Genomic DNA, 13158 nt, shown 5'->3' with positions numbered 1-13158 from the left:
CAGGGTGAACGACGTGATACTCGCCAGACACCAAGCACGGCTGCTGCGGCAGCATGGCTGCTGCACGCCAAACGCCGCGACACGTGCAGGATGCGCGGGAAAGGCAATCCATCCCGCACGTGCTGGCGCGGCTGGAGCAGCATACTGCCGCCGGGCCAGGAGCCGGTAAGTGGTCGTTGGATAGTGCGCAGGCACGAATCTGGTACAATCAAACGTCTACGCGCAGGCAGCTCATTCATACCTGACCGACTCGATGATCGTCACGAACACATCCGGCATCCCCGTTACCAGGATGGGTAACGGCCTGCCACGCACCGGATCGTAAGCACGGCTGGCGCACGCCAAACGCCGCGACACGTGCAGGATGCGCGGGAAAGGGAATCCATCCCGCACGTGCTGGCGCGGCTGGAGCAGCATACTGCCGCCGGGCCAGGAGCCGGTAAGTGGTCGTTGGATAGTGCGCAGGCACGAATCTGGTACAATCAAACGTCTACGCGCAGGCAGCTCATTCATACCTGACCGACTCGATGATCGTCACGAACACATCCGGCATCCCCGTTACCAGGATGGGTAACGGCCTGCCACGCATTGGATCGTAAGCACGGCTGGCGCACGCCAAACGCCGCGACACGTGCAGGATGCGCGGGAAAGGCAATCCATCCCGCACGTGCTGGCGCGGCTGGAGCAGCATACTGCCGCCGGGCCAGGAGCTGGTAAGTGGTCGTTGGATAGTGCGCAGGCACGAATCTGGTACAATCAAACGTCTACGCGCAGGCAGCTCATTCATACCTGACCGACTCGATGATCGTCACGAACACATCCGGCATCCCCGTTACCAGGATGGGTAACGGCCTGCCACGCACCGGATCGTAAGCACGGCTGGCGCACGCCAAACGCTGCGACACGTGCAGGATGCGCGGGAAAGAAGTACCCCCTCACCTTGTGCTCTCTGTGCCTCTGTGGTGCAACCACCCCAGCGCTCTTCGGAGTTTGCCCCATACTTGCCGCTATCTGGTATCATCAGTGCGTGTACTGAAGTGATATGGAGATACGGTCATGCAACATGTCATTCACAGCCCAGCCGGTACCGCCACGTTCGATGGTCACGGTCAGATCGTTTTTACTCACGAAGGCCGCACGGTCTTGTGCTGTCGAGGGGCGACGGCGTATGCCTACGGTACGGATATACCGACTACCGGCGTTGTAAGTGCTGATGTTACCGACCATCAGGCTCGTCTTCACTACGCGACCACGCGCCCAGAGGTGATACTGCGCCTGACAATTGAGACGACTCCCATCGGCTTTCGCTTGAGCTGGTCTGGCCCGCCCCATCTGCCGGCACTGCGGGTTGAATGGCAGCTTGAACCAGGACGCCCCTGGTACGGTATGGGTGAGCGCGTGTTTCAGCATTGGCCGCTCGACCGTGGTGTGGTGATCTCCGATCCGTTCGAGCCAATTGACCATGGTCGTGACGGTACGCTGAATATCGCGACTCCCTTTTGGGTAAATGCTGCCGGGGCTGCGATTTGGCTGGAAGAGGGTGATGGAGAGCTGGCAGTGACGATGAACCGCGACGGTGATGGGTTGTTACGTATCACTGCGCGCGAGGCACCACCGCCGCCTACGCTCGGCTTCGATGAACGCTATGCCGCGCCTGGCCCGGCCCTGGTTGCCCAGGTGATCCTGGCAGCCAATGCGCCGGCTGCGTTTTACACGGCACTGCCACTGTTGGGCCGACCGTCCGCTGCGCCACCGCTGGAGTTGTTTAGCCGCCCGATCTGGACGACCTGGGCACATTATAAGATGCCGGTCACGCAACGGGATGTGTCCGATTTTGCAGCTCAGATCGTTGCCCGTGGTTATCCCTACTCGGTGCTGGAGATTGATGATCGCTGGCAACGGGGCTATGGGGCGTATGTGTTCGATCCGCGGAAGTTCCCCGATCCGCGGGCGATGGTGGATGAGCTGCACGCAGCCGGTTTTAAGGTGACGCTCTGGACACCAACGTTTTTCGATCCGGCTGACCCAGCCTTTGCGGTCGCGGCACGGCGCGGCTATTTGATCCGTCATCCCGCCGATAATGCACCTTATCTGGTGCGGTGGTGGCAGGGCTACGGCGGTGTGCTCGATATGACCAATCCTGAAGCGGTGGCGTGGTGGCTCAGTGAACTACGTGCTCTTCAGGCAGAGACCGGGGTCGATGGGTTTAAGTTTGATGCCGGTGAAGCCAATTTTATCCCGCCCGATGCCATCTGTTACGCGCGCGAGCCGCGCCGTCGCTATGCCGACCGCTACACCGAATTTGTGGCCGATCACTTTGCCTATACCGAGGTGCGCGTCGGTTGGCGCGGTCAGCGGCGTGGCATTCTCTACCGCGAGTGGGATAAGTGGAGTCGCTGGGGGATTGATAATGGTCTGCACAGTGTGCTAACACAGGCGCTGACGCTCAGTCTGTGTGGTTATCCGTTTGTGCTGCCGGATATGATCGGCGGGAATGCGTATCAGGATGAGGTGCCGGATGGCGAGCTGATGGTGCGCTGGACGCAACTCTGTGCGTTGTTGCCAACGATGCAATTCAGCGTTCATCCGTGGCAGTACGGCGCCGAGGTTGACGCTATTTGCCGCCAGTATGCGCAGCTCCACGTTGATCTGACGCCGTATCTGGCAACGCTGATCGAAGAGAATCTGCGCGACGGCACACCACTTGTGCGCCCCCTCTTCTGGTACGCGCCAACGGATACGCAGGCATTGCATTGCGATGATCAGTTCCTGCTCGGTGCTCGCTATCTGGTGGCACCGGTTGTCCGCCCTGGTCAGCGCCGGCGCGATGTCTACCTGCCGGCAGGCGTCTGGCGTGACTACTGGAGTGGTGCGATTCATCAAGGGCCAGTCGCTCTCACCGATGTACCGGCGCCGCTTGAGCAGATGCCGCTCTTCGAGCGACAGGATGAACGGTCGGGCCAATGAACCGGTCAATCCCATAAAACAACAGAGCTGTGAGGTGTATATGCAGCACTCCGTTCGCGTTCATCGTAACGGCATCGAGCTTGATGGAAAACCCTTTTATCTGCTCTCCGGTTGTGTCCACTACTTTCGCTGGCCGCGGGCCGAGTGGCGACCGCTGCTCGAACAGGCGCGCTGGGCCGGTCTCAATACCATTGATACGGTGATCCCATGGAACCGGCACGAACCACAACCCGGTGAGTTCGATTTTAGCGAGGAAGCCGATTTGGGGGCGTTTCTCGATTTGTGTCACGAATTGGGCCTGAAAGCGATTGTGCGCCCCGGCCCATACATCTGCGCCGAATGGGAGAATGGTGGTTTGCCGGCCTGGTTGACGGCCAGCGGTGATATGCGTTTGCGCAGCGATGATCCGGCGTTCCGCGATGCGGTGTTGCGCTGGTTCGATACGCTGATGCCGATCCTGGTGCCGCGCCAGTATCCGCACGGCGGCCCGATTATTCTCTGCCAGATCGAGAATGAGCACTGGGCGTCGGGGGTGTACGGAGCCGATACGCATCAACAGACACTGGCTCAGGCCGCCCTGGAGCGCGGTATCGTCGTTCCCCAGTACACCTGTGTGGGGGCAATGCCCGGCTATCCAGAGTTTCGCAATGGCTGGAGTGGGATTGCTGAGAAGCTGGTGCAAACCCGCCAGCTTTGGCCCGATAATCCGCTGATCGTGTCGGAGTTGTGGAGTGGCTGGTTCGACAATTGGGGCGGCCATCGCCAGACCCGTAAGACTGCGGCCAAACTCGACATGACTCTCCACCAGCTTACCGCCGTGGGATGTGCCGGTTTCAGTCACTGGATGTGGGCCGGCGGCACCAATTTCGGTTTCTGGGGTGGGCGTACCGTCGGCGGTGACCTGATCCATATGACGACCAGCTACGACTATGACGCTCCGGTGGATGAGTATGGTCGGCTGACCGCAAAGGCGCTGGTTGCCCGCCGTCATCATCTCTTCCTAAGCTGTTTCGGGGCCGAGCTTTCGGCAGTGCTGGCCGATGCGATTCCCGGCGGGATGACGGTGATAGCGCCGATGGCTGTTGCCGGAAGGAGTGAGGGCGGTGCCCAGCCGTACCGTACCGTGCGCGCCGGCCCTTCGGCGCCACCCGCGTGGCAACAGTTCTGTGCCACCTTCCTGATGAATCCCGGTCTGGAAGCGACCAGTTACGAGGTCTTTCTGCCCGATGGCGAACACCTGAGTGTTGAAGTTGAGCCAACGAGTATCCGGCCTATCTTTGCCAATCTGCCGTTGGGTGAGAGCGGGATTACCATCACCGGCCATACCGGGCGCATCCTCGGTTACTGGCCCGATCAGGGCACGCTGGTTATCTACGGCCACGAGGGTGAGCAGGGCAACCTGACCTTGCAGCTTCCCAGTCCACCGGTTGGCATTCACGCCGATGATGCCGGACTGACGGCCAGAGTGCGTTTACGCGATCAGACGCTCCAGATCGAGTACTGGATTACGGCTGACGGACGCCGGATTGAAGTGGCCTGGGAAGATCACGCTTTGTTGATCGAGTTGCTGCCACAACGCCTGGCCGAACGCTACGGTAGTCAACCGTTGCCGGCAGCCGCGCCGGTTCAACGCACGATGTTGCCTACCCGCGCCTTTGCAGTGCTGGAAGCGACTGCCGACACCGACTGGCAGCCGATTCCCGGCCCTGCCCCTCTCGAACAGATCGGCTGCCCGTATGGCTACGGCTGGTATCGAGCGGAAGTAGACTTGACCGCGCCGTTAGATACCGTCCTGGCTGTACCCGAACTCAACGACCGCGCCCTTGTGTTGCTCAACGGCGAATTTATCGGCGTCCTCGGTGTGCATCCGCATGGGCCACGCTACACGCTGCCCCTCAGCCTGCCTGCCGGTCGGCACGATCTGCGGCTGCTGGTCGATAATCTGGGCCGTTTCAATTACGGCTTGAATCTGGGGGAACGAAAAGGATTACTGGCGCCCCTGTACCTTGATGGCGCTCAGGCCGACATCTCGGACGGTTGGGCGGCCTACTGGCAAGAGGTGCAGTTCGCCGGTGAAGCCGTTGCCAACGTCAAGCCATGGGCGGCCCGCCCCGATGCAGTCAACGTACATCTCGGTCGCTTTGCCTGGGCGGGGCCGATGGTCTGGCTGATTCGCACCATCGAAGTTGTTGCCGGCAGACGCTACCGCGTCCACATCACCGGCGACCGCAATTCGGGTGCATTCTTCGTCAACGGCATTGCCGTCGAGCGTTTCAGTCGCCACCGCAGCGGTGGCTTCATCGCCACCGACATCACCGACCTGCTTAGACCAGGGATCAACACGCTGGCCTTGCAGATTCTCAACTACGCCGGTGCGCCGTGGCGAGCGACCCTTATCAGCTACGACGCTGAGCGGCCCCTACCGGCGCGCTGGAGTTTCCGGGCCGGTGTGACGGTGAGCGATCAACCGGCGCCGCCAACCGGCCCCGCTTTTGTACAGGCTGTGTTTGCGCGCAGTGACCTGCCGACGAACCTGCGCCGACTGGCGGTGCGCCCCGGCACGCTCGACAAAGGCCAAATCTGGCTCAACGGCCAGAATTGCGGGCGTTTCTGGCAGATTGGGCCACAAGAGGAGTATAAACTGCCGGTGTCATGGCTGACGGCCCAGAACGAATTGCTGCTCTTCGTCGAACAGGCGCGGAGCGGTGCGCTTGAGCTGGTGTATGAGGGGTAAGCCCTCACCCCCGGCCCCTCTCCCGCGTAGCACGCGGGAGAGGGGTGTATATCCCCCACCCCAGCCCACCCCGCTGGGGGCGGGGTGTCGGGGCCATCCGTCGGGTTGGTGGCCGGTGGCACTGAAGGATCACCCCCACCCCAGCCCGCCCCCGCTGGGGGCGGGGGAACACCTGCGCCGCTTCCCCCCGCTGGGGGGCACTCGCTCGGCTCCTCCCCCTAGCGGGGGGCTAGGAGGGGGGCCAGGATCGCGGTGACCGGAAGCCATACGGAGCATGCCCATCTCCTCTCCCTACTCCCCATTCCCCACTCCCCCCGCAGGATATGCCCCCCTCACACGGTACGCTCCTCGGCCAGCGCCAGTGCTGGTGCCGGGGTGTCGGCCAGTAACTGCTCGGCAGCCGCGATCTGATCGCTCTCACCGATCAGACCGAGCAGATCACCGGGGCGGAAGATGGTACTCGACTTGGGGTTGGCAATGAGCTGTTGATCGCGGATCAGCGCGATCACCGAGGCGCCGGTGCGGGCACGAATATTCGCTTCGGCCAGCGATTGGCCGACGATTGGACTGCGTTCGCCAACCAGCCGCCAGGCAATCTCGATCCCGCGTGCAGCGCGTACCATTTGATCGAGCGCCTGGTGCTCGGCAGGGCTGGAGACCGAGGTATCATACTCGTCACGCCGCACGGCATCGGTATAGCCCTGCACCTGAGTGGCCGGGTACCCCAGACAGAGCAGCGTATGGCGCATAACTTCCAGACCGCCTTCCAGTTCGGGGTGAATGACATCGTGCGCACCGAGATTGAGCAGCCGGCCTACCCCCTTCGTTGTCGCCGCACGGGCAATGATCGGGAGATTCGGCGCGATCTTGCGCGCCGCTGCCACCACCATCTCGGTTGCCGTCTCGTCGGGCAGGGTCACCACCAGCGCCCGCGCTCGTTCCAGACCCGCATGGATTAGCACGTCGGAATTGGCAGCATCGCCGAAGAGCGTGGGAACACCACGGGCATTAAATTCGGCAGCCCGCCCCGAATCGATCTCAACCACCAGGCGCGGAATCCCCAGCCGTTCAAGGACGGTAACGATGTGTTGACCAACCCGCCCATAGCCAACCACTACCACGTGCCCCTCTTTGGGGAGGGCCAGATCGGCGGGCTGGAGGGGATGGCTATCGAAGCGCTCCCAGAGGCGCGGCGACAGTCGCTGCATGAGTCGTTCGATGGGTTTGATAGAACGAAACATCAGCGGATTCACCATTATCGACAGCAGCGAGCCCGCGAGTATCAGCGAGTACTGGTCTTGCGAGAGCAAACCAAGCCGCATCCCGGCCTTTCCCAGAATGAAGGAAAACTCGCCGATCTGACTGAGACCGGCAGCGACGATCAGCATCGTGCGGCCACTGGCCGGCAGCATAAAACCGAGCAACTGAGTGAAAAATGCCTTGCCCAACACAATCAGGGCGGTTAGGGTCAGCACCTGTGCAGCGTTTGCCCACAGGTACAGCGGGTTCACGATCATTCCTACCGAGACGAAGAAGATCACAGCAAATGTCTCGCGGAAGGGAAGCACATCGTCGCCAATTTGATGGCTAAACTGTGACTCGCTCAGCACTACACCGGCCAGAAACGCCCCCAGGGCCAGCGAGACATCGAAGAACGCAGCGGCACCAAACGCTGTCCCCAGAGCAATGGCAACCGCGGCGAGAATGAACAACTCGCGGGATCGGGTGCTCGCAATTATGTCAAGTAGCTTCGGCAAGAGTCGTCTGCCGATGAAGAGCATCACGACCACAAACAGGGCGGCCTTTAGCAGCGAGAAGGTGCCGGATAGGAATGATTGCTCTCCCTGACCACCAAAGATAATCGGCAACAACACCAGGATCAACACCGTTGCCAGGTCTTCCAACACCAGCCAGCCGACGGCGATCCGTCCGGCACTGGTGCTCAACAAGCCGTTATCCATCAATCCCCGCAATAGCACCACCGTACTGGCAATCGAGATGGAGAGACCAAGGATCAGACCCGACAACGGGTTCCATCCCCACACCTGGCTGAGCGCAAACCCCAGCGCAGTGGCAATCGTCATCTGCAAGATTGCGCCCGGCAATGCCACCTGGCGCACAGCCCACAAATCTTTCAGAGAAAAATGGAGACCAACCCCAAACATCAGAAAGATCACGCCAATTTCGGCAAGCTGGCTGATGTCTTCAACATCACCGACAAAGCCAGGGGTAAACGGGCCAATCGCCATCCCGGCCAGCAGGTAGCCGACGATAGTCGGCAGGCCAATTCTGCGGGCCAGCAAGCCACCGGCGAAGGCCACCATCAATGCAATAGCCAGATTTGCCAACAATGAAATATCTTGATGCATTGCTCTACTCCAATTGCGAAAAGCAACATCTTTTTCAGATCAACGGGGAACGGGAAACATGTACGCAGCATGGCGTAGATTCAGGAGAGTGTTGTTATGATAAAGAATACGGCGCTGTCTGTCAAAGTGGGAGGGGAAAATAGGAGTGAGGAAATAGGAGTGAGGAAATAGGAGTGAGGAAATAGGAGTGAGGAAATAGGAGTGAGGAAATAGGAGTGAGGAAATAGGAGTGAGGAAATAGGAGTGAGGAAATAGGAGATGGGAAGTGGGCTAGAAGAGATAGATATAGGCGAGGATGTTTCGATGCGGGTGTTATATCAAATCTGGTTCATACGGTGTGTCATCGCCGAGACAATCAATCATTGACCAGCCCTTTCACCACGTGTTGCTACTACCCGCCTGCTTCTGCATACTGGTAATACAACTCCCACGAAGCAATCATTGACCAGCCCTTCACGACGTGTTGCCACTCCTGACCACCTGCTCATAGACTGCCAACACCTGAGTAACCAGTCGCTGTGGTGCAAACCGTTCGGCTATTGCTCGCCGCCCACCAGCAATGATCCGGGCCCGCAGTGCCTCATCATCGAGCAGGCGAAGGATTGCGTTCGCCAGTGCAGCCGCGTCGTTGTAGGGGACAAGCAGACCATCTTCTCCGTCGCGGATAAGTTCATTAATGACCGGAATATCGGTGCTGACGACCGGTACACCGGCGGCCATGCCTTCCAGAACAGGCAGCCCGAATCCTTCGTAGCGTGATGGAAACGGTAAGACGGCACTGGCGCGCAGAAGGGCGAGCTTTTGTTCCTCACTCAGCGTACCGAGAAAGTGGAGATTTGCCGCGACACCGGCCTCGGCGGCCAGCCGTTGCAGCTCGGCACGTTGCGCAGGGTTATGGGTGACGAAGACGAAGCTGGCCTGTGGATAGCGGGCAATGATCGTCGGCATTGCGGCAACCAGCAGATCATAGCCTTTGCGGGGGGTCAGTTGGCCGATGTAGGGAATGATCGGATAGGTAAAGGTCGGTTCCAGGATCGGTGCCGGCCCGTTCATAAAGTGCATGTCGAGCCAGAGCGGAACGACTGTCATCGGTTGATTGAAACCGAGTGAGCGCAACACCTGCGCTTCGTGGTGTGAACAGGGGATGAAGGCAGCGACATCGCGCAACGGGCGGTGAATGGCGTAGTTGCGCCAGTGATCACGCCACTGCCAGTCGCGTAAACCACGCCGAACGATCTGCGGTAACGAGTAGATTAAGCGTTCGGGATGGATGGAAGATTCGTAAGGCCGTTCCCGGTCGGCAACCAGCCAGCGATCATGGTAGGGGCCGAGCCATGTCCACACGATGGGGATGTTGTGTCTGCGCAGCCAGCGCACGGCCTGCAATGCCAGGACGTTGCGCGGATGGATGATGTGGGCAATGTCGGGGCGCGGTAACGACTCAAGCGCAGCAATCGTTTCACGTCCGGGCCAGATCTGCGGTCGTACCCGCCGTACCACAATGCCATCAATCTCTTCCCTGCGAGCCGTGAGGCCGAGATGGGGCTGATCGGGTTGCCAGTACGTAAGTGCCATCACCTCATGCCCGGCGGCCACCAGTGCCTGTCCCAGGGTGCGTTCGGGCCAGTTACGAAAATGACGACTGATACCGCCAAGTCCAATGATCAAAATGCGCATGGCTTGTCACACGTTGTTGTAGAGTAACGATAACCGGTAAACCGTACCGTCAGTTAGTTTGCAGGACAGCCCGATAGACCGCCTCGATCCGATCCACTACCGCCGGCCAGGCAAACTGGGCTGCCCACGCCGGCGCAGCCGCGGCCAGCGCTGCCCGACGTGCCGGATCGGAGAGCAGACTATTGACAGCCGCAGCCAGCGCCGCCGGATCGCGAGGCGGTACCAGTAGCCCGGTCTGACCCTCGGCGACGACTTCGGGAAAGCCTCCGAAACGGGTTGCTACAACCGGTAATCCGCACGCCTGCGCTTCGACCGGCCCAATGCCAAACGTTTCGCTGGCATAGCTGGTTGCCAGCAGCAGATCGACAGTAGCGTAGAGCGCCGGCAGATGCTGGCGCGGCACACTCCCCAGAAAGCGAACCCGTTCACTCACTCCGAGTTCACGCGCAATCGCCGCCAACCGTGGCCGATCTTCGCCATCACCGGCAATGACCAGGATTGCCTGATCGATGTGACAGAGTGCCCGAATTGCCGTCTCTACCCCTTTCCACGGTTGGAGCCGACCAACAAAGAGGAGCAGGGGCACGGTCGACGACACGCCAAGCCGTTCGCGCAGAGTTGGATCAGGTGGCTGTGGACGGAACAGACTGGTATCAATCCCGTTGAAAACCACCTCCGGCATGAAGCCGTAGCGACCGGCAATCGTCTGCGCATTGAAACGCGAACACGAGACCGCAGCGTCCACTCGCCGTGCCAGCCAGGTATCGCCACGGTAAAAGTCTTCACCGTGGCAACCAAGGATGACGCGCGCTCCGCTAAGCCGGCGTGCCAGTAGCGCCGGTGCCAGATCATACGGTTTTTGCAGATGGATAATCTGATACTTCTCGCGCACCAGGGTGGGGAGTGCGGCAACCGCCATCGTCAGCCGCTCCAGCAGCTTTGCTTCGGCATAAGCCCGGCGCAGCAGCGGGAACGCCTGCCAGAAGCGACGCGAAATAAATGGGAAGGTAAGCACACGTACTCCCGGTGCCGTTTCGCGTCGATTCCCGACCCCACCCAAAATATCAACCGCATGACCGCGCTGGGCCAGTTCACGAGCCAGGTCCCAGACAAAACTCTCTACCCCACCGATTTTGGTGGTGGTGGTCAGGTTGTAGAGGGCGATGCGCATACCTTACCAGATGGTGTAGAGCGTCAATTTCATCACCACAAACAAGGCCAGGGTCAAACCCAGATAGATGGCCAGCCGCCACCGTTGCCGGCGTTCCGTTCCATCACCGATCTGGTATGCCACCAGAACTGCTGCCAGCGGGTAGGTAAACATCCAGATTCGTTCAACCTCGCGGTTGAACAGGCCGCTCAGCCACATGCCAAGGACAAAGACCCCCAGCGCTCCCAGTAAGGCTGCCCACTGTGGTTGCCAGCCGACGCTACCTGCCCGCAGATAGAGCATGCTGAGTGCAGCCAGTGCCCACGGGGTCAGAAAGACCAGATACGAAACCAGGTTGGCTGCCGCAAACCGCAGGTAATAGTCGTAGCTGGGGGGCAGGAACGGCGTTGGCGGTGGCCCGTATTCGCGAAAACGCTCCATCATCTCGCCGTTGATCATTGTTGCGGTTCGTGATGCACTGATGACATTGAAACCGGTGGTGACGAAGATGATCAGGTAGATGACAATGATAATCCCGGCGGTCACGACACCCTGGCGGATAAGTGCAATCAGCGTCGTGCGCCATCCCTGGTGCGGTGTATGACGCACCAGCGCAAACCCGACTGCGGCAACGCCAAAGAAGAAGAGCTGGGTGGCCGCGTAGGTCATAAAGAGCGCAGCAGCAATTGCGAGGCCGGCAACAACCGCCAGCCACAGTCGATACGGTGGTTCAAGGGCGAGAAAGAAGGCGGCTGCACCGGTGGCGATCAACAGACTGAACACGCCATCCAGCGAGGTGACACCGTACACCATCTGACCGGGAAGCACAACAGCGATCATGCCCGCCATCAGTCCCAGCCGCCCCCCTCCCAACTGCCAGCCAAGCCAGACCGCAATCAACGGCAGGCAGGCGGTGAGAACAATCGTGATCCAACTGGTTGCCACTGCCCCCGCGCCGAAAAGCTGCTCTATCAGCCACAAGAACAGGATCGCGCCCGGTGGGTGAGTGCTGCCATGCACCGAAAGGCCAGGGGCAATCGTCTCGAAGTTGGCCAGAAAACCGAGTGGATCGCCGGCCACCTGCGGCGTGTCGCGCAGGTATTCGTAGGGGCTGTCACGAAAGAGAGCAATTGGCGCATCCAACCCATGAACAATTATGTCAAATAATACCGGCAAACCGAATGCACCGATCAGGGTATACACCACCACCGGTACCGGCGCGAGCGGACGGTGCAGCCAGCGGAAGCCGACTACGAACCAGATGATAGCAACCGCAATCGGCAATACCACCCACCACGTTGGTGAGGGATCGATCCGCGATTTGAGTGGCCAGACTCCGCTGTGGCCACTGATCCGTTGCAGCAGCCAGAATGCGCCGAGAATGGCAATACTCCAGAAGAGGATGGCAGCCAGTTCATTGAGCCAATCCTGACGCAGCGGCCACCGGCGGGCTATTGCCAGGCCGACCACACCCATCCAGATACCGCCGACCGTTGGCAAGGCCCAGCGCAGGGTACCGGCACCGAACGGCACCAGCCCAGCGGCCAGGCTGTACCCGATCAGACCACTGCCAAGCGTTACTATGATGGTTGCCAGCAAGAGTGGCACACCACTCAGATGCAAGATTGCCAGCCAGCCAATCGCCAGCGCGAGGCCAACGGCCAACGCCTGTGGTGCCGGCATCACGGCACCTGCCGCCGCAAGTGGCTGGACGGTCAAGCCATGGAAGGGAACGCCAAGCCAGCGCGGATTGTTCGGATCGCGAACTGCGTTGCTCTGAATAGTTAAACACACCGCTGCTCCCGGCTGTTGATCAGAACCGGTCAACAGGGTGTAACGACGCAATTCTGGTGCCAGGGCGACAGTAACAGGCGCTGCCTGCCCGACGTGCAGACTGGCGGTTTCGGTACCAAGCGCGCGGGCATAGCCACCCGCCAGTCGTACATGGACCAGACTACGCGGGGCATAACCAACCCCATCAATGCACACCCGACTCTCGCCATCTGTCCAGCGAAAATCACCAAATTCGCTCGTTTCGACCTGGTTCAATCCGGCCAGCAGCCAGCGGCTGGCACTCGCCGGGGCGAGAGTCAACGGTTGGCTAACGTTCGCCAGCAACCAGTTGATCCCGATCACCAGGAACGTGATCGCCAGATACGCTGCTCCTATCCGCATAAGAGCTATTTTGTGCGTATCGCTCAGGAAATGCCACGGACGAACAGAGGCTGTCAACAGGCCTTGGTGCTCTCGCATCACAGAGT

General features: G+C 60.2%; 8 protein-coding genes. 2 read left to right on the top strand and 6 right to left on the bottom strand.

All coding sequences use genetic code 11. From position 1 onward, the window contains the following. Nucleotides 1–231: 231 nt before the first annotated feature. Together CAUR_RS18090 and CAUR_RS18085 are read right to left on the bottom strand one after the other, a co-directional pair. Nucleotides 232–513 (bottom strand): hypothetical protein, encoded by a 282-nt coding sequence (locus CAUR_RS18090; RefSeq protein WP_052303790.1) that lies wholly within the window; start codon nt 511–513, stop codon nt 232–234. Next, nucleotides 506–787, bottom strand: a complete 282-nt coding sequence (locus CAUR_RS18085) for a hypothetical protein (protein ID WP_179944192.1) — start codon at nt 785–787, stop codon at nt 506–508. Before CAUR_RS18085 ends, CAUR_RS18090 begins: the two co-directional genes overlap by 8 nt. Nucleotides 788–1056: 269 nt before the next feature. Between CAUR_RS18085 and CAUR_RS18080 the strand changes: the two genes are divergently transcribed. Continuing rightward, nucleotides 1057–2967, top strand: coding sequence for a glycoside hydrolase family 31 protein (locus tag CAUR_RS18080; RefSeq protein WP_012259285.1), 1911 nt, complete (start codon nt 1057–1059; stop codon nt 2965–2967). Nucleotides 2968–3007: 40 nt separating this feature from the next. Continuing rightward, on the top strand, nt 3008–5701 hold the full coding sequence (locus CAUR_RS18075) for a beta-galactosidase (RefSeq protein WP_012259284.1): 2694 nt from the start codon (nt 3008–3010) through the stop codon (nt 5699–5701). 332 nt (nt 5702–6033) lie between these two features. Here the strand turns inward: CAUR_RS18075 and CAUR_RS18070 are convergent, their stop codons facing one another. From CAUR_RS18070 to CAUR_RS18055, 4 genes are all read right to left on the bottom strand, one after another. After that, nucleotides 6034–8070 carry a monovalent cation:proton antiporter family protein gene (locus tag CAUR_RS18070; RefSeq protein WP_012259283.1) on the bottom strand — a complete coding sequence of 679 codons (2037 nt, stop codon included), beginning with the start codon at nt 8068–8070 and terminating at the stop codon, nt 6034–6036. Nucleotides 8071–8523: 453 nt separating this feature from the next. Further along, nucleotides 8524–9747: a glycosyltransferase family 4 protein gene (locus CAUR_RS18065; RefSeq protein ID WP_012259282.1), complete on the bottom strand. Its 1224-nt coding sequence runs from the start codon at nt 9745–9747 to the stop codon at nt 8524–8526. Nucleotides 9748–9796: 49 nt separating this feature from the next. Further along, the gene (locus CAUR_RS18060) at nt 9797–10918 is read right to left on the bottom strand and encodes a glycosyltransferase family 4 protein (RefSeq protein ID WP_012259281.1); all 1122 of its coding nucleotides are present in this window, start codon (nt 10916–10918) and stop codon (nt 9797–9799) included. A 3-nt stretch (nt 10919–10921) separates the two neighbouring features. Then, nucleotides 10922–13072: a hypothetical protein gene (locus CAUR_RS18055; protein ID WP_242604968.1), complete on the bottom strand. Its 2151-nt coding sequence runs from the start codon at nt 13070–13072 to the stop codon at nt 10922–10924. Between the last annotated feature and the right edge of the window lie 86 nt (nt 13073–13158).

Origin of the sequence: Chloroflexus aurantiacus J-10-fl, from assembly GCF_000018865.1 — a bacterium.
In the GTDB taxonomy this organism is placed as follows: domain Bacteria; phylum Chloroflexota; class Chloroflexia; order Chloroflexales; family Chloroflexaceae; genus Chloroflexus; species Chloroflexus aurantiacus.
Note: the sequence above shows the minus strand (reverse complement) of the source record. Positions and strands in the feature narration are given on the sequence as shown.